This window comes from Seleniivibrio sp. (genome assembly GCF_021209385.1).
GTDB lineage: Bacteria > Chrysiogenota > Deferribacteres > Deferribacterales > Geovibrionaceae > Seleniivibrio.
The window spans coordinates 68221-87460 of sequence record NZ_JAJOIL010000022.1 but is presented as its reverse complement, the minus strand read 5'-3'; the positions used below and the strand labels follow the sequence as shown (position 1 = coordinate 87460).

Annotated in this window: 15 protein-coding genes; 4 read left to right on the top strand and 11 right to left on the bottom strand. The window is 41.7% G+C overall.

The window, feature by feature from the left end; genetic code table 11:
• Positions 1–18: 18 nt before the first annotated feature.
• The 5 genes from LRY47_RS06705 to LRY47_RS06685 form a co-directional block, all read right to left on the bottom strand.
• Positions 19–1176 carry an MFS transporter gene (locus tag LRY47_RS06705; RefSeq protein ID WP_295223618.1) on the bottom strand — a complete coding sequence of 386 codons (1158 nt, stop codon included), beginning with the start codon at positions 1174–1176 and terminating at the stop codon, positions 19–21.
• Between the two features lie 193 nt (positions 1177–1369).
• Entirely contained in the window at positions 1370–2626 is a 1257-nt protein-coding gene (locus tag LRY47_RS06700) for an OprD family outer membrane porin (protein WP_295223617.1), read from the bottom strand.
• 209 nt (positions 2627–2835) lie between these two features.
• A complete protein-coding gene (locus LRY47_RS06695; RefSeq protein ID WP_295223615.1) occupies positions 2836–3225 on the bottom strand; it encodes a cytochrome c3 family protein in 390 nt (129 codons plus the stop codon).
• Positions 3226–3335: 110 nt separating this feature from the next.
• Positions 3336–4799 (bottom strand): PLP-dependent aminotransferase family protein, encoded by a 1464-nt coding sequence (locus LRY47_RS06690; RefSeq protein ID WP_295223613.1) that lies wholly within the window; start codon positions 4797–4799, stop codon positions 3336–3338.
• 95 nt (positions 4800–4894) lie between these two features.
• Positions 4895–6133, bottom strand: coding sequence for an OprD family outer membrane porin (locus LRY47_RS06685; protein ID WP_295223612.1), 1239 nt, complete (start codon positions 6131–6133; stop codon positions 4895–4897).
• Positions 6134–6506: 373 nt separating this feature from the next.
• Between LRY47_RS06685 and LRY47_RS06680 the strand changes: the two genes are divergently transcribed.
• Positions 6507–7982, top strand: coding sequence for an FAD-dependent oxidoreductase (locus LRY47_RS06680; RefSeq protein WP_295223611.1), 1476 nt, complete (start codon positions 6507–6509; stop codon positions 7980–7982).
• 42 nt (positions 7983–8024) lie between these two features.
• Here the strand turns inward: LRY47_RS06680 and LRY47_RS06675 are convergent, their stop codons facing one another.
• Together LRY47_RS06675 and LRY47_RS06670 are read right to left on the bottom strand one after the other, a co-directional pair.
• Complete coding sequence (locus LRY47_RS06675) at positions 8025–9137, bottom strand: MFS transporter (protein ID WP_295223610.1); 1113 nt, start codon at positions 9135–9137, stop codon at positions 8025–8027.
• A gap of 330 nt (positions 9138–9467) precedes the next feature.
• On the bottom strand, positions 9468–11357 hold the full coding sequence (locus LRY47_RS06670) for a flavocytochrome c (RefSeq protein ID WP_295223609.1): 1890 nt from the start codon (positions 11355–11357) through the stop codon (positions 9468–9470).
• A gap of 228 nt (positions 11358–11585) precedes the next feature.
• Here LRY47_RS06670 and LRY47_RS06665 point away from each other — a divergent pair, with 228 nt between their 5' ends.
• Entirely contained in the window at positions 11586–12296 is a 711-nt protein-coding gene (locus LRY47_RS06665) for a hypothetical protein (RefSeq protein WP_295223608.1), read from the top strand.
• A 49-nt stretch (positions 12297–12345) separates the two neighbouring features.
• Here the strand turns inward: LRY47_RS06665 and LRY47_RS06660 are convergent, their stop codons facing one another.
• From LRY47_RS06660 to LRY47_RS06645, 4 genes are all read right to left on the bottom strand, one after another.
• Positions 12346–13239, bottom strand: a complete 894-nt coding sequence (locus LRY47_RS06660; RefSeq protein WP_295223607.1) for a hypothetical protein — start codon at positions 13237–13239, stop codon at positions 12346–12348.
• A gap of 313 nt (positions 13240–13552) precedes the next feature.
• Positions 13553–14902 (bottom strand): hypothetical protein, encoded by a 1350-nt coding sequence (locus LRY47_RS06655; protein WP_295223605.1) that lies wholly within the window; start codon positions 14900–14902, stop codon positions 13553–13555.
• Positions 14903–14941: 39 nt separating this feature from the next.
• Positions 14942–16153 carry an MFS transporter gene (locus LRY47_RS06650; protein WP_295223604.1) on the bottom strand — a complete coding sequence of 404 codons (1212 nt, stop codon included), beginning with the start codon at positions 16151–16153 and terminating at the stop codon, positions 14942–14944.
• A 111-nt stretch (positions 16154–16264) separates the two neighbouring features.
• Entirely contained in the window at positions 16265–17803 is a 1539-nt protein-coding gene (locus LRY47_RS06645; RefSeq protein ID WP_295223603.1) for an FAD-dependent oxidoreductase, read from the bottom strand.
• 134 nt (positions 17804–17937) lie between these two features.
• On the opposite strand from LRY47_RS06645, the gene LRY47_RS06640 reads away from it, so the two are divergent.
• Together LRY47_RS06640 and LRY47_RS14155 are read left to right on the top strand one after the other, a co-directional pair.
• On the top strand, positions 17938–18636 hold the full coding sequence (locus LRY47_RS06640) for a Crp/Fnr family transcriptional regulator (protein ID WP_295223602.1): 699 nt from the start codon (positions 17938–17940) through the stop codon (positions 18634–18636).
• A 71-nt stretch (positions 18637–18707) separates the two neighbouring features.
• Positions 18708–19061, top strand: coding sequence for a cytochrome c3 family protein (locus LRY47_RS14155; RefSeq protein WP_366043383.1), 354 nt, complete (start codon positions 18708–18710; stop codon positions 19059–19061).
• Positions 19062–19240: the final 179 nt, after the last annotated feature.

Genomic DNA, 19240 nt, shown 5'->3' with positions numbered 1-19240 from the left:
AAACTTTACACGCAGAAATCAACGATCGGATATCATATCGGAATGTCCGAACCAACTCAGGCTGCCGGTTGAAAAGACATAAAGAGTTATCATGAAAAGATTGATGATACCTGCACTGATAAAGGCAGCTCTGACTGAAAACAACTCTATCATCAGAGACGCAAAGAGCGTCCCGCATACAAAACCGATATTAAGAATACTGCCGAACCGTCCCATGACAGATGATGATACACTCTTATCAGAAGAACAGCTGAACAGCAATGAAACACTCGCAGGTTGAGAAATCGCCCCGCATAACCCGAAAAGAGCCGAAAACACCATCGCCTGCTTAAACGTAAAAATATCCTGAATATGAAAAAAAGCAATTGAAGACAGTATGCCTCCCGCCACGACCAGAAGCGGTTTTGATACCCTGTCCGAAAGTTTTCCCATCGGGCGCAGGAACAAAGCCATAACGCCCGTGGAAAAAGATATTGTAAAACCTGTCTCAAGAGTTGTGAAATGACATTCATTTAAAAGAAACAAAGGAAAGTAGACCGTATAACAGGCAATCAGAAAGGATTTTCCGACTATGAACAGATAAAGCGAATACTCCGTTCTGCTTGGTCTGGACACATGACACACATGTTCATCCTGTTTCTGTCTGAGGAGACATATTCTGTTCAGGCTGAAGCTGATCAAGGCAGCCAGCAGACAGATAAAGAGCAGTACGGCAAAAAGTGCCTCGAATCCGTAGCTGTGTATTATCCAGCCTCCAACGAATGGTCCGGCAGCAATGGATGCATAGAAAGAGATATCAAAAGCGCCGAAAACCTCACCTTTTTTCCCTTCGGACATGCTTCCGTTGATCATGCTGTACATTATAGGTTTTAACGACGAACATGCAGCACCCTGAAGAAACCTCAGAAGGACAAGGATATAAAGACTGTTTAAAACAAGATAAGATATTGAAACCACAACATAAATAAGAAGACTGACAACGATAAGCCGTCCGCTGCCGAATCTCTGCTCCAAACGACCCACAAAAGGTCCGAGAACAATTTTGGATATCTGATATGACGATGCCGAAAAACCTATAAGAGCAGCATTCGCACCCAGGTTCTGAAAATATGCGGGAAAAAAACTGTCGCTCATGCAAAAGCCGAAACTGATCAGGAAATTAATCGTGAACAGCATCCGAAAAATGGATACACCGTTATTACGGTCCTCCGCTAAACTGCTCATAATAATAACCACGCTTTATAATGGATTTTGATGATTCTAGCGGAGACTTAATTCATTTAATATAACCAGAACAAAGAAATGTGACTTACCAGATTAATAAGCAGGGACGGCATGAACACGCCGCCCCTGTTATCAGATATTCAGCTTATTTTTTTCCGCCGAATGCAAATGAGTATGAAGCAATCACATGAAGTTCTGTCATGTCAGGATCGTCTTCATAGTCGATCTGAGCATATCTTACTTCAAGATGAAGACCGTTCAGCGCGCCTTTCAGTACAGCATCGTTGAAATCATACATTAAGTTCCAGTCAACTTCTGAAGCGTCGGATGCTTTATTCACACCTGAATCAGGAGTATCAAATGTAGCGTATGTAACCGCCGCATAAACTCCTGGCATACCAAGTTTTGAAAATTCATAACCTGCATAAGCCATCATAGCTTTTTCTTCGGCTCTTTCTGAAACAAGGAACTGAGCAGGCACAGCCGCGCTGTGTCCCCAACCTCTGAAAATCTTGTCGTCGCCGGTTTTAGCATAGTACAGACTGGCATTGAAACCGTAAGCGTCAACACCTGCCACACCGCCATATTGATAAGTATCAAAATCGCCGCCGACTTCATCACCTGTGGAGCTTTGTTTCAGATATGAAGGAGTAACGTATACGTTCCATTCGCCGAGTTTTGTGCCGATTGTTGTTCTCACATAGTTGTTGTTAATGAAATTTTCCATGTGATATGTCCAGCCCTCAGCACTGAATTTGAGGTTTTCGGAAGGCAGGTTGTATTTGATACCGCCGATAAGAAGAGGCTCTGAATCCGCAGTAGGATTTGCGGTTTCCATGATATCTTTAAAACCGCTTTCGTTCCACATTGAAATACCTGTTATGTAGTATGCGTGAATCTCTGTGTTGCTGATGCTTTTGTTGACAAGTGATGCACCGCGATATGTGATTGGCAGCATGAAAGGATAAATATCATCATTTACCCAGGGGGTGCTGATCTGTTGTGCGCCGTATTTTACGGTGGTGTCAAACAATTCACCCTGAACATAGTATTCCTTCATGGAGTCAAAGCTCTGGTGGCCGTCACCAAGCACTCCATAAGAGAAATCGTCTTTGTCACTGTAAGCATTGTTTGCAGTGCCGAATGTCACCCCAAGGCTCACACCGTGAAGGCTTCCTGTTTTTGCAGCCAGAATACCGCCTATGCCGCTGTCTGAAGCATCGGTGGAGTTTTCCATTTTCAAGTCATTAAAACGATAAAGTAACTTTCCTTCGACTGACGTTTCCTGAAACATGTCTGCAATGTTGTCCGCGGCAAACGCCTGAAATGAAAACATGGTACATACGGCAGCGATCAGCAGCTTTGTTCTGCCGGACATGCCGGATAAATGTTTAGAACTCATGTAAAACCTCCTTAAAAATATTGTTTGAATTTTATTGTTTTTTAAGAGAGGCTTACAATAACCAGAAAAATAGTCCGAAGATTACCAGATATAAAGAGAACAAAATCATTAAACCATTCAGCGTGGCATCCGATATCCGTATTTCTGTTTCAGCAGAAAAAACCGCCGCACTTCTCAGTGCAGCGGCTCTGTAACATTTCAGATCAGATCTATTCAGCGTGACATGTATCGCATTTGTCGAACAATTTCATATGATGGCATGTATAGCAGGCTTCAAGGTTCGGGCGGACAACTTCAGCCGCAGACTGGATATCCTCTTTGTGCGGAGTGTGGCATTTGGTGCAGTCCGGAATACCTGAGTCACTAACGTTCTCATGGGGCCAGTACCTGTGCGGATTGACCTTTGTGATACCTCTTTTTGAATCCTTTCCGTTGAATTTATCGTAGAAGGGTTCCTTTGCCGCCAGATCTTTGTAATCACCGTGGCAGTTAAGACAATACTGAGCTTTTTCGTTGATCCCTGCTGCAAAAGCAGTCAGAGCTGCAAACAAAACAAATACCATGCAGACCGAAAGACAGATATAATATTTCCGTTTCATACCAACCTCTTATTAATTATTGATATTAAAACGGTATAGCAAATGCAAAAATTGAACAAGTTACAGAAACAGGGTCGCTAATGGTCACAGATACAGAGAATGTACACTTTTCAGTCGGTTTTCATTTTTGAGATGGCGGATTTTGCCAGACGGGAAATAACCATAAGCACAGTCTCCATTTCCGTTATCGATATGCATGAGTAGCAGAGCCACAGACAATTCCTGTAGCTGTTGCCCGCCAGAGCGCCGGAATATATCAGAATACCCTCTTTTTCACATGCAAGGCTGCTCGTATCAATATCGCTGTTGAATCTGATCCAGAAATTCAGTCCGCAGTCCTCTTTCTTCCATGTTGCTATATCGCCGAGATACCTCTGCATAAGGAGATCAACCTCGTCTCTCCGTTCAAGAAGAGCCGGTCTGATGCTGCCCATATAGTTTTTGAAAAGATTTTCCGAAATGAGCTCACCGAACGTAAGCTGACTTATGGTATCAGTTCCCCATTCGCTCTGAAGCTTTACATCAGCAAGCTGATTAATGACCTGCGAAGGAGCGATGATAGCCGCCATGCGCAGACCGGGGATCAGAGGACGGGTAAAAGAGTAAATATAGATGCAAACACCGCTTTTGTCATATGCCTTCAAAGGAACGGGAGGTTCTTTAACAAGCCAGTATTCCCGCATCATATCGTTTTCCATCACAGGAAGCTTTTTTGCAGAACAGAGCGAGAACACATCTTTTATTCTCTGGTCGGACATGGTAAGCATGTTAGGCCAGAAGGCAACAGGGTTGACATGCAGTATCCCGCCCCTCGCCTTATGTGTCTTTGATTTCAGATCCTCAATATTTATTCCGCCGCTGTCCTGATTCACATTGATTACATTCAGACCGAACGTGTTGAAAAAGTTCATAGGTTTAAGTGAATTGGGGGACACGGTAAAAACGTTTGTACCTATTGACAAAAGCCCTTTGCAGATAAGGGTCATTGCGTTCATGGGACCGGATGTCAGAAGCACCTGAGACGGGTCTGCCTCTATACCGTATTCCCTGACAGCAGAACAGACCAGTTCGCGCACCATAGGGATACCTTTGACATCGAAAAAACTGTGGTGATACAGACCGGATATCTTCTTTGACACCTTCGCCAGAGCCTCATTAACCGGAACTTCCGGATGGAACTCTTTGCCCAGTCTCATTTCATAGGTGTTGATAAGCCCCGCCTGACCTCTGAGATAGCTTAGTCTGTGGTAGTGTTCGTCCGTGGGAAAATGTTTTCCGTGTTTGATATACCGGAACCAGTCGGGTGACGAGCTGGACGGCAGATTATTTGTTGTATAGATAACAACAGGTTTTTTCTTTGGACTGATCTCAATGAGTCCTTCACTGCTTATCTGTTCCAAAGCGTTGATGCAGGTGTTCCTGCTGACTGCAAAAACGTTCTGCATAACAGAAAGCGAAGGAAGCTTTGTTTCGGGGAGTATTCTCCCGTCGATGATTTCGGAACGAAGATAGCTTGCCAACTGCATATAAAGAGGAGTCTCCGATCCTCTGTCCGGATTCCAGTTACTGAACACAGCTACCTCCTATATTAAAAAGTTTGGCAGCCCGAAGCTTTGCCGCGGGCCGCCTTTGTGATTATAATAGATAAAACCTTAGGGAGGTGGAAAGCTTATTTCGCCGCTTTACCCCCGAAATTGAAAGTATACACCGCATACAGACGTTTATCCACATAGTCTGTTCCGCCGTCTGTATCAATATCGGCATATCTTGCTCTCAGCGAAAGACCTTTCAAAGCAGGCATACTGAATTTATATGTCAGGTCATAGTCGGTCTCACTCTGGTCATCGCTTTTATTAACTCCTGAGTCCGGTGTATCGTAGTTTGCATAAAACACTGCGAATGAAAGTCCGGTAGCGCCAAGTTTAGTAAAATCATATCCCACTTTTGCGGCATATGCTTTTTCCTCTGCTCTTGTTGAGGCAAGTACCTGCTGAACGATAACCTTTGAGTTGCCCCAAGGAGCGGATACAGCATCGTCGCCCGTTTTGGCATAGTAAAGACTGATGTCAAAACCGTGTGTTTTCAGGTTGCCCGCAACACCGTACTGATATGTGTCAAGATCACCGCCGTCTTTTGAACCTATAGCCTTCTGTGAAAGATAGGAGGGTTTCACAGAATATTTACCTAAAGGAGAGGCACCTGTAAACTCAACATTGCCGTAAGTGAAAGCAAATCCGTCCTGCATTGTATAATACCATGCCTGAGGAATAATTTTGAAAGATTCGCTTACCTCTGCCGAATATTTAAGACCTGCCGCATAAAGAGGGTTGTCATCCATATTTTTATTAAACGAATAACCCGCATCAACATAGTCCAAAGAGTTGTTATCCATAAAATCTGTGATGTAATACAGTGAAGCTTCAAGGTTTTCAACTGATCTGTTAACGACTGCGAGACCTTTGTAAGTTTTAGGAGACATACGGAAGTCGTATTTATTTACAAACGGAGTCACAATTTCCTGTGCTCCGTAGCGTATGGTGGTGTCAAACCAATCGCCCTGTACAAAGTATTCAGCCATTTTGGTATAGCTTTCGTGGCTTCCGTCGGAACCTTTTGCAAGGTTGCCGTAAACATCGTCATCGTCATCACTGTTGATATCGTTTGAAGTATAGAAACCAACGCCGAAGGATACGCCTTTAAGAGGAGCTGTTTTATAATGGAACATACCTCCTATCGCCTGATCCTCCATATCAGCCTTGCTGCTGTTGAATGTTCTGTTGAAATAGAGTGTCCGTATCTCAACTGAACCCGTTCCCTCTTCAAACATCTCTTTGATGTTTGTCGCGGCAAATGCCTGCATTGCCGTGATAAGAATAATTAAAACTAAAAAATACAATCTGGTTTTCATGTTTCCTCCTTTATAATACGGAAATCTGATATGGAAAGAATCAAGTATTCCCGACAAATCAACAAGTTACAGATTGCCTTGTAATAAAGGTCACAGTTTTGTCAGGTACCGCAAAAAACAGCCGATCTATGCGTAAAGTTCTGAAACACCCCTCAATACTGCGGAAAACAATGGTCACAGATTAAAACACCGCTTAGTCATTGATTTATAAAACGTGTCTTTTCGCGCCTATTAAAAGCCAAATAACCGTTTCTTATATCCGGCTGAAATCTGTAACCATTCATATACTCTGTTCTGTAACTTGTGGCACAGCCACGCAGGAGATATTTATTAGGCATCAAACTTGTGTTTTTATAATAACAGGAGGTTCTCAATGAATTTTTCCAGAAGAGACTTTATTAAAACAGTAGGAGCAAGCGCAGGAATATTCGCAGCAGCAGGTATTCCGGCTGCGCATGCCACTATCCTTCCCGAACCTAAAAAGAAGATCAAGGCTGACGTTATCGTGGTCGGTTCCGGTATGGCGGCAACATGTGCCGCTCTTCAGGCGGCAGAGCTCGGCGTTAAAACCATCATGATCGAAAAACTGCCCCTCGAAGAGATCGGCGGCAGTACAAAATTTTCAGGCGGTTCAATAGGTGTTGCGTCAGAAGACACCCCTGAATCCAAACAGATATTCTTTGAAGAGATAGACAAGGCGAGCCTCGGCAGAGGAAACAAGGAGATAATGAAAGTTATCGCTGAAAACAGCCTTGAGAACACACGCTGGATAAGAAGCTATGGTCCCACAGCACCCGACCCTATGTACCGCCCCGGAAAAAAAGCTAAATCTGTTATCTTTGACCCCGGAATGTACAGAAACATGCGCGTGGTTCTGGCAAAACTCAGAGAGGCTTACCAGCAAAAACTTAAAGGTCAGATACACTGTGACACAAAAGCAAGACAGCTTCTTCTTAATGATAAAGGCGAAGTTATCGGCGTGAGAGCAGAAACAAAAGCGGGACTTGTGGACTACATGGGTAAAGTGGTTCTTGGAACAGGCGGCTATGCCAGAAACAAGGAAATGCTTGAAATGTACGTCGGTCCCGACGCAGACGAAGCATGGTACAGAGGTTCTCAGGGCAACACCGGCGACGGTCATTTGATGGCAAAAGAAATCGGTGCTGGTCTCGTGAGAATGGGGGGTTCCGAATCAATCATGCTTGCAAACGTAAGCCCTGTGAATCCTCACGCCGGTAACCCTTCATACATCGTTCAGTATGGTCTTATGATAAACGTTAAGGGTAAAAGATATATCGACGAAGGTCTCGGATACGGCTACGTTTGCCCCGTTCTGCTCAACCAGCCCATGCAGACGGCCGCGATGGTCTTCGACTCTGAAATGAGAACAAAATTCGGCGCCATCGACGTAATGGTCAAACTTTTCGATACTAACAAAATTCCTTACGTTCAGGCGGATACCCTTGAAGGGCTTGCCGAAAAGATCAACGTTCCCAAAGACGAGTTCATGAAAACCGTTCAGGACTACAATGCCGCTGTTAAACCGGATGGAACAGCAATCAACCTCGTTCCCCAGAAAACAAACAGCGCAATTAAACTTGAAAAAGGTCCCTACTACGCATTTTATCCCCTGATGCCCGGCATTACGCTCACTTTCGGCGGTATCAACATCAACACCGACGCTCAGGTTATGCAGGCGGATGGTCGCGTTATAAAAGGTCTTTACGCAGCAGGCGAATGTGCTGGCGGAGTTTTCCACCACGAATACTATTCAGTAGGTCTGCCACTGGCAAACGCTATGACAATGGGACGCATCGCAGGGCGCAACGCCGCGAAGCTGAAGCTTTAATACATCTCATTATCTTTGGTCCCGCTGCGGAGCGGGACCTTCTTATTTTTCAAAGTGCCTGTCGTAAATTTTAAGAACGAAAACATAAAACAGAACCGCAGGAATTATATTCAACAGCCCAACGGAGATGAACAGTTTATCAAACGGAATCGACTCTGTTGCCTTTCCGCAGAAAACAGCTCCTGTGACTATGCCGAGAGAAAAAGCACACTCAAGAGTTGAGTTTGCCCTTCCCAGTGACGCCTTATCAACTATCTTCGCGGCTATGGTGGGCATCATGGTATGCTCTATTCCGGCTCCCATTCCTATGATAAAGGCTCCCGAAACTATCCCGAAATACTCTGTCGATACTGCAAAAATGCAGTAACCGACCAAAAGAAGGGAATAGGCAAGCCATGCGATTACCCCCGGAGACCTTTTGTCAAAGACATAGCCGGCAATAGGACGCATTATGATATTGCCCAGAGCATAAGCCGTAAGAACCACACCTGCGTTGGCTATGCCGGAATGACGGGCATGAAGCACCGCGTATGAAACAAAAAGCCCGTGCCAGATGCTGACTATAAACCGGAGAAATGCGGGCATAAGCACCCTGTATTCAAGAAAACTGGCGAGTGTCAACTTCCTCGAAGGCAGGATTATCTTCGGAACACGCATGAACATCACAGGAACCAGAGACAGGCAGAGAATGATACACAAAGTCATAAAAAGCATTTCATAGTCAATGTGTTCCAGAAAATAAAAAACTATCGGCGAAGCAACTACCATACCCATCATACCTGTCAGCCCTATGAAACCGATACCTTTGCCCGCGTTATGTTTGCCTACGATGTCGACGGTAATGGCAGGATATACCGCCCGTATGGCACCGGAGCCGGCACCCTGTGCGAGACGAACAAAAACCAAAGCCGTGAACATTGTCGTAAACGCATAAAAACCGGAACAGATAAGACACAGGATAAGTCCGGCGGTCAAAACCACCATTCTTCCCGTTCTGTCTGCTATGTAACCTGTAAAAAACTTAATAACCAGTGCCGAAACAGAAAAAATACCTATAAAAAGCCCGACATAGCTCCTGCCGTAATGGAGATTCTCCGAAATATAAACCGGAAATACTGCTATTATGCTGTACTCAACGAAAAAAGACATGGACATCGAGCAAAATAAGAGCAGTAAGTCCCTTGAAAGAAACTTATTATTATTCATAATCACGCCGTCATTGTTTTTATTTATTATATATTTTTCTTCAGGTATTTAAATTAGATTATTATATTTTCCCGGCAAAGGGTTTAATCAAGAAATTCTTTTGAAACCAACATAATACAAACACAAAACCAAACTGATACCATGATTATGGCTTAATCTGATACCTGACGTAAATTATTATGTTGCTTATTTTTAGGTTTATCCGGCGAAATACCGGACTGTTGGTAAAGTACGCTCTGCTAATCAAAGGGGAACCTTTCGGTTCCCCCTGACATTAAACTATTTCCCAAGTGATTCCATCGCGCTTTCTGCTGAAAGCCTGCCGAAAACAAGGTTCCCCGCAACTGCGTTGCCGCCGTAACGATCCTCTCCGTGCCATCCGCCGACAACTTCGCCGGATGCGTAAAGACCTTTGATAGGCTGGTTGTTCTCGTCAAGAACCTGCATCTTGGTGTTTACAGCCACACCGCCGAGTGTACCTCCGATACCCGGAATAACCTCTATCGCGTAGAGATTTCCGTTGGTCAGAGGTTCGGATATGGTAGGTCTGTTGAAATCAGTATCTTTCTGATTTTTGTAAAATAGAGCGTAGTTCTTCATGGTACTGACAAAAGCGTCAACCGGAAGTCCAAGCTTTTTAGCCATCTCTTCGGGAGTTGACGCAGTTGTTACAAAATTGAGATGGATATAACCCTCATGAACTTTTTTGCGGAGTTTTGCCACGTTGTCGTCATATATCAGAAATACTGACTGACCTTCCTGCCGGAGTATCTCTTCACCCATTTTGTTTCTGGGAGCCAGATCGTCCATAAAGCGTTTTCCAGACTTGTTGACCAGAATACCGCCGCCTATCCTCATATTCTGTGTGACCATAATAGACGTACCTGCGGCTGCGTTGGGGTGTATCTGAACGTTCTCCATATTAATGGCTTTCGCCCCGATCTTTTCAGCCATAACAACGCCGTCGCCGTGCGAACCGGGCTGGGCTGTGGTTATGATATCCTTAAGCTGGGGATTATATTGTGTCACAAGTGCCTGATTGTTTGCATAGCTTCCAGTCGCAATGATGGTCGCACCCACCTTCACTTCATAAAGTCCGCTGTGCTTTCCGTATATCAAAGCGCCTGTGACCCTGCCGTCTGCATCAGTTTTAAGCATTACCGCTTTACTGTTCGTTCTGACATCATTACCGGTTTTGCGCAGTTCTTTCAGCAATATAGGGATCATATACTGACCGATGGCGCCTGTTTCGGTATAGTGTGAACGGGGAACGGTTGTACCCCCGGTTTTGACTTTGGGGTTAAGAGTGAGATTCGCTCCGGCATTTATGAACCATTCCAGAGCTTCGTTTGATCTCTCCGCGAGGATACGCACAAGAGCCACGTCGTTTGTTTTACCGATGGCAAGGGTATCTTTGACCATGATTTCCGGAGAGTCGTTCATAACTCCTTTTTCATGCTGGATCTTTGTACCTGCGGCGTTCATACCGCCTGTGGAAAGGATTGAGCTTCCTCCGATAACAGGCATTTTTTCAACAATAATGACCTTTTTGCCTGCGTTTGCAGCAACACCGGCAGCCATAAGCCCTGAACCTCCGGAACCGATGACAAGGACATCCGCAGTTTCCACACGGTTAGGCTCTTTATCGTAATAATACGAAAGGTTTTCAGGAACATAGGGCGTTTTTGCCTTTGCAAAAGGAATCTTCATATCAAATGAATGGCAGTAGTTACAGTATGGGAAAGAACCCGAATGTCCCGAGTGGCAGGCAGTGCATGAGACATCAATCAGGTGTCCCTCGTGTCCGCTGACCTTTACAGGTCCTTTGTGACCCTTCTGTTCCTGTTTGATCTTCGCCTTGAACTCATCATAAGTTCCGTGGCAGTTGCGACAGCTTTTATTCAGCTCTGTTTCGCTGTCGTCCACATCAACAGATTTTCCATGGCAGTCTGAACAGCCGGAAACATACTCATTTCTGATGTGCAGACCGGCAAGATAATCATTCTTTACCCCATGTGAGTAAGCCTTGCCGACAATCATTCCCTCTTCCGGCGAACCGGCTTTGCCTGCTGTTCCGGATAAGGCGCACCCGACCAGCATAAGCAGAAACAGAACAGGAAGAAGAAAGTTCTTTAATACTTCTCTGTTATAAAATTTTACGAAAAACATTAATCCTCCGCTTTCAAGATTTAATATTCTTAAGGTGTCGCACTAAGGCTCTACGGACAAGTAACAGAACCGGACTATCGGTTGGTATCAGATTTCGAGACAGACAGACAAACCACAGACGAATGGCGTCTGCTTTTCAAAAAATTCAAATTCTGTTTACACTTAAACATCTTTACAAAAACAAGGTCTGCTAGTAACATATGCCTATAAAAAACTCTGGAGGGAAGTATGTACGGTCTGGTTAAAAGAATGCTTCAAATCGTTAAAGGACATTCAGATGCCGTTGTTACAGATTTGGAAAAAAGTAATCCCGAAGCCGTTTACAGAGCGTCTATAATGGCGGAAAGAGAAAAGATACTGGAACTGCAAAACATGGCCACCGAGCTTAAAGGTCGGATTTACATGCTTAATCAGGATAAGGAAACTGCGGAGACAGGAAAAGATAAACTTCATAAAGATTTTGATCTGATCCTTAAATCAGGCGGGGATTTTAACGGAGACGGCAATATTGATGCCGAGGACGAGGAATACGCTGCAAAAATACTCATGTACATTGATAAATTTGACACGAAGATCAAAGAAATAGATGACAATATCGCTCCTATTCAAAAGGAATACGATAATGTGCTTGCAATACTGCAGGAAGCAACCGAATCGCTTAAAAAGCTTGAAGATGAAATGGAAACAGGAATCGCGGCATTAAAAACAGCGGACGTCATTGCACAAATACAAAACAGGCGCAACCGGATCTCCAATGAAGGGGTATCGCTTGATACCGCCAAAGAGGCATTTGCCAGCGCCAAAGCAAAAAATCAGGCTTATCAGGAAATTCGTGAGAGCATACCGGAGGCAACACTGGAAAATGTTACAAAAACAGTTGCCATGTCCTCCTACAAAGAGAAAGCCAGACAATTAATGGCTGAAAAAAACTCAAAATAAGTATTCTTATAAGGCTGTTTCGGCTTTCAAGCCGGAACAGCTTTTTTTATCAGCTGACCGCTTCGGGTTCTATGCCGCTGCCTGCCGCCACTTGTCTGCCTGTGCTGACCTCTATAACCGAACCGATAATGTCCGCCAGCTTAAACTCGCAGAATGAGTTGGTAAGCTCGCAATAACCGTGTATCATCCCGTTATCGTTTATAGTTACCTCTATCTCGGACATATCTATTTCCACAGTTCTCATCGTCATCGTCTTATTCTGGGGGTCTAAATATCTGAAATATACTGTTTCATATTTTTTCGGTTGCGCTTCAGTTTTCTGCTCCTGCTCTTGCGAAGCCAAAGCGGTATCGGTTTCGGTATTATGTGGTTGCATTGAAGCCTTTCTTCTTCTTGCTTCAACCCAGACCGCCAATGCCGATGTCAACAAAAATCCTATAAGTACAAACAGGTATGAAAGGCTACGATTTTCTACGATGAATGCCATAATTAATACAGAAATAACAAATGAATAAATCAAAATAAAAAACCGATGTAACATACTCACGGTTATCTCAGTCAGGCAATATGGCAATATGATTCCTATGGTAAACAAAAAAGACAGCATCATGGGAAAACGTACAGAGGTGAGTTCAGGATCAAGAGGAGTTAAAGCCATGAGCGAGTTAAACGACAGCGCCGAATAATAAACAAAGATAGTAAGAAAAGTCTTAAAAACGCTTGGTTTATCTGCAAAAACAGCAGTTTGATATCCTGCGGGAGATGCCAAAGCGGCCAGAAGTGTAACCACTGTAAAAAGAGCCATAATCAGACTGACAAAGCTGAATTTGTATTCTGTCCACATGACCATTATGAGCAGCACCAAGAACAGCAGATAAATACTTTTAAAAAATATATTAATTTTCTTAGCGATCTTTTCTGTTTGAACGATTCCTGAATCCATCAAGCACCTGATATGTTAAAAGTATACCAAAGGTTATCATAAATTATTCGTTGAGTAAATTTCATAATTGTATTGATAATATCTTAATCAAAATACAGATGACATTGCCGGATAGGCTTTAATTGATATAGTTCTAAGAAATTTTGAACAGTTGAAACAATAAAAGCAGTCTTTCGGTTTCCTTTTTTATAATTTCACGCGCCTGAAAAGATTACAGTATTCTTAGTACAGAAACATCTCCAAATTAACGAATTATGACCAAGATTATGAAAGAATGCGGCGGATTTCATATCCGCCGCAAAACTAAAGGAGGTTAAAAATTAAACACGACTTGTGCTTGAGCAAAAAACCCATCATCATTACTTCCATAAGCATCTTCAGCTGCGTCGTTAGGCATTGCATACCCAAGTCCGCCATGAACATATATTGTTTCACTTAAAAAGTAATCTGCTATTACATTTATCTCATCAGCCCAGTGTTTGTTACCTTCTGTATTTTTCTCGGCAAGGTTATGGATGATATACATAAATGCTAAATTAACCTTTTCAACAGGAGAAAAGCCTGTTTCGAGAACAATTGATTCTTTGTTTGAATTTACAAGCTGATTTTCTCCTACAAATTCACCGATATAAAATTTGTTCCAGCCTGAAAACCCTGAAAACATAGGGTCATAAGCTTCGACGTCGGAAGAATTCGCATCATCGCCTGAGAAATAGTAATATGAACTTCTTACATAAGGGTTAAGAGCAACAGGAAAGTTATATGTCAAAGCCCCCCAGTAAGCATAAGATTCTCTATCAAATTTATCAGTCAGTGTTTTAACATCGCCGGTTTGATATGCTCCTTCAAATTCTATCTGGACTCTGTTAATCTTCATATCGAGACCAAGATCATAGCTGACAGTATCATTCTCCCGGTCATCAATCATTGATGATGTTTCTCCCAGCGAAGGTTCATCTTTTTTAAAAACAGAACCATAAATATAAGCACTGTCATTAAAGTCATAATGTACGTTTGCGCCATAAAGTTTAACATCGTTCTCAAAAGCACCTGCGCTGTATCTTTCAGCTTGCGCAAAAAGTGCTGTTATAAGAAGGTCATCGGTTTTATGGTCAACTCTCACCGCAAATGGGAAACTTTGTTGGAAATTAGTCCAAGCTGCTGTTTCAAGCCTTGGATTGCCCCATACAACAAAACCTTTTTCAAGGGCTATATCCTGACGGCCTACAGTAATATCAAAATTTGTGCTGAACGCATTACCAAGCTTTATCCAAGCCTGATTCAAAAGCACTTCATCAGCTTCAGAATCATATCCGGCAGCTTCCCAGGCATTGTTTGTATTGCTTTTCATTTGCCCGTAGAAATCATCCCCTATGGTTTTTCCAAAATATGCGCCAACCTGACCGGTAACAAGACCCAAATCTGTTTTTTGCTCTCCGGTTACTGCAACTGTTGCAGCTATTTCACTATATATTTTGTCCGGGGTATAGCCGAGCCGGCTATCTTCTGCCCCAAAATAGGGATTGTTTGTGTAACGGCTAAAAACACTAACCTTTCCACTAACGGATATCGGAGACTTTTTTTCTATATCATTTGCAAGTGCCACTATCGGGAAACTACATATTATAAGTAATATTGTAAATACTTTAGATTTTGCTTTCATGCGAAAGACCTCCATTTTTTTACTATCGATCAAAAAACATTACGAACTGAACCTATCTGCGAGCTTGAAAAGTAATGTGGATGCGACAAGTAACACGATGCTTAAGATCCCTGTAAAATAGTAAGCATTTTCAAAATTTGACTTACTGATAATAGAAGAACCTGCCACAGGACCTAACATAAGACCTAAGCTCATACATGTGTTGCTAACACCATTAGCAAAGCCTTGCCCAATTTTATTACCTTCAATAACCAGAACTGATTTACTGGCAGGCTGTGATGTCGCATTAAATATTCCGGTCAAAATAAAAATATAGATCATCGCCTTAACAGGAATATTCGGAATAACAAAATACAGCAAAGACACCAGCATGCTGCCGATTATCATAAGTGTCTGAACATTAATCAATTCCGCTAACCTTCCTGCAATCCTTAAAAATACAATCATGGATATTGATGAAAGTGATAGAATAATGCCTATTGCTGATGGATTCAGGTTATATTTCACTGCCAACATAATAGGCGTTACCGTTATCATCATTGACGTCATAAAGCCTTTGTTAAACAGAAAGAGACACAGAGCGGACAATCTGAAATTAACATCTGTTACTTTAAACTTATTAATACATTTACTTATTTGCTGGCTATGCCGTTGTCCTGATTTTCCAACTAATAACCATAAAAGAACTGAACATACCGTCAGTATAAGAATCAGATTGCACATTCCATAGTAACCAAATGACTCCTTTACCAGTCCGCCCAAAAAAGGGCTTATACAAACAGCACTGTAAAAGGAAATATCAAAAGTTCCCATGGCGGAAGCAGCTTTATCAATATCAATACTGTCACACAAGATTGAAAATATCAACGGCTGAAATAATGCAAAGAGAATACCCTGTATTAACCTTGCAATAAATATGGCAGCAAAATTATGTATTTCAAAACAAAACAAAGAAAGCAAAACAAACAATATGAGAGAAATAGCCATAGACCATTTCCTATGAACGAAATCGACAAGAAACCCCATAACTGCACTGAAAAAGAACTTTGATAACCAATAGGAAGAAACAACTGCTCCAAGCATAACACTGCTGTAACCATTCTCTGTTAAAAATATAGGGAGAAAGGTATTTAGCATTCCGAAACTGAGCGTTATCAAAAAATTAACAGAAAACAAGACTATAAAAATTTTATAATCCAATATACCAGCTGACTTATTTCGCACAAATGGGATTACTTCAGTATCATGCATAAATATTCCCTGAATATTTTTAAATATTCTATTTCATGCTTTCTGCTGTTTTGTAATAGAGGCAGATGTAATCTGCCTCTATGTAGTCTTTAAAAAACAAGTCTTTTGCTATTAAAAGCTTTTTACTTGTCTATGAAGAATAGTTTTCATCACATGCTCAACGGCAAAACGACCTGCATTCATAGCTGAACCGCTTGCATATCCAGGCATAATATAAGGATAATTAGTGCCATACATACCACCAGTAGTCGCGCCGGCAGCATAAAGTCCAGGAATATTATAGCCTTCAGTATTAATAACTTGTGCATTTTCATCGATTTTCAGACCACCGGCGGCATCACAAATTGTATTCATACCTATAAAACCATAATAGGGTGCATGTGTAATGGGTTTCAATTGTTCTACATCTTTACCAAAATCAACATCTTCGCCCTTTTCGGCAAGTTTGTTATATCTTTCTACAGATGCTTTAACAATCGCTACATCCATATTCATTTTTTTGGCAAGCTCTTCAATTGAGTTGGCTTTAAATGCGTATCCTTTTTTCATACCGTCTTGAACTGCTTCGTCAAAATGTTTGACAAGCTGACCACGGTCATAAAGAGTAAAGTAATTAGCGTGTGAACCTGCTCCAAACATAATATCTTTTCTTATTTCCTCATCCATGATCACAACAAGCTCACTGCCATTAGCCACAAGAGAGTTTGAAACTACAGTGTAATCACCGGAAAGAGCTTCATTCACGAATCTTTTACCATTTTTATTCAACCATATTGACGGTGTTTTCAGAATCATATAAGCATCAAGTCTTGCAGGGTTATCGTGTATCTCGTGATAGTCCATGTTAACCGGAACAGCGCTCTCAAATATCATGGTATTCATGTTTGCAACATCAGCGCCTATTTTTTGTCCCATTACAATGCCATCTCCCATATTTTTGAGAGGTGAAATGTGTTTGATGCCTTTAACAAGCTCAGGATTATACTTTTGGAGTATTTCTGCATTATTTACAAAAGAGCCTGTTGCAAGAAGTACAGCTTTGGCATTAACTCGGATTTCTTCTCCGTCAGCATTTTCAGCTATTACGCCGGTTACATTACCTTTTTTATCGGTAATAAGTGATTTTGCAGGTGTTTCAGTCAAGACAATATTGTTATTTTCTTTGATAACTTTCATCATACTGTCTATATAGTTTTTACCGGGGAATCCACTCTTATACATATGGTAGACCCTGTTTCCGTCGGGAGTATCTGTTGTAACTCCCTCCATTTCCACACCTTTTTTCTGAAGCCATTCAAGGGTACTTGCAGAATTATCAACATATTTTTTGTTATAAGCCGCATTTGCCCTCCAACCTGAATAATCCATAATCTGGTTGAAAGCTTCATCTTTTGTAAGACCAACCATGTCCTGACGCTGGGTTTTTGTTCCAACAGCGAAAGTACCTTCAATGATAATAAGCTGACCACCAACGTTGGGCAGTTTTTCAAGAAGAATTGTTTTGACACCTTGGTCAGACGCATACGCTGCTGCTGTCAAGCCGGCAACTCCTGATCCAACAACAACCAGCTCGGTATCGTATTGTTTCTGCGCGAACGCGTTACCAAATAAGGCAAAAAGCATACATAAAAACAGTAAGAACTTTCTCATCTTTTCCTCCTAGGATTAGAATAATCGAAAATAAAGCAGTTAAAACTGAATTAATACCCACTGGTGTCGGATGCCATAAAATTATTTTGAGATATATTATAATTAGTGGTGTAAACTAATGTTGAGGTATCAATATGGGAAAATATTATAAAACAACACCGTGGGTGATTCCTGAATTGCCACAATCGTTAAAAAATATTTTTAAAAAAAATGGCAAAAAGATTTCTATTAGGAAAAATCAAGTTATCTCAGGAAATGACGAAACAGCATTATTTTCCAACACTGAAAAACTAATTTATATTGATTCAGGTCTTTTAGGACAGGCGTACAAAACATATTGCGTAAACAAGCCTTATGCAATGAGCATTGTTTTGCCTGGAAGAATGGTAAACTATCTGCACTATCTTGAAATAGATAACTCCGGTGACATTATACTGGCGCTTCGGAAATCAGATATCTTCACTATGACCAAAAGTCAATTCGACGGCATAACGGAAAAAGACTTAAAAGATGAAATGGTAAAATATTGTAAAAAAGCTGTAACAAGCGATTTTGATGCTATGTGCTGTATGTTTACATGCGATACGCCGCAGCGCTTGGCATATTTTCTAAAAGCCCTTGCCGAGAGCTTCTACGATGATATCTCCACAATGCCTTTAGTCGAAATACCACTTAAGCTATCATATGCGGAAATGAGCTACATAATGCACACCACTATAAGGACAATTGAACGCTTGCTTCCAAAATGGCGCAGCATGGGGTACATCTCAACGGGCAGGAATTCAATAATTATTTATAAAAAACTATTCAATGAAATTGAAAGTTTAGCATAATTCTACCGACACAAGTGTGTAGATTATATCTACCAACATGTTATGCTCCTCAAAAATATTGGAGAATAAACATGAAAATTATCACAATTATTTTTCTGGCTCTAACATTATGTATTAGTTTCAGCTCCATCTCTTTCAGTAAAGATGTAAGAGGATCCCACTCCAATTTGCAGTGTTTGGATTGCCACGGGACAGCAACACCTGAAAAACAAGCTCCTCAAAGCGCCTGCAGAAATTGTCACGGCGACATGACCGATTCTAAAGTCTTAACATTTAGCGACTCGCACGGAAAAAGCTACACTGTTTCACCGCATAACTCTCATGCCGGTTCACTGAGATGTACATTATGCCACACTGCGCATAAAACTCCTACGCTTTATTGTAATGAGGCATGCCACCATACTTTTTCATTGCAAATGCCTTAGTCAGCGCAATAGTTTTATTATTATCGGATAGACTAGCCTTATTTCTCACTCAACTTTTTAGGCTAGTCTATTTCATATTGAATCAACAATTCTAAATGTTAAACCTTATGTCAAATATACGAATTCTTATTTTATATCTAATTTCTACCCTATAACTAAATAAAACATACGCATAAAGA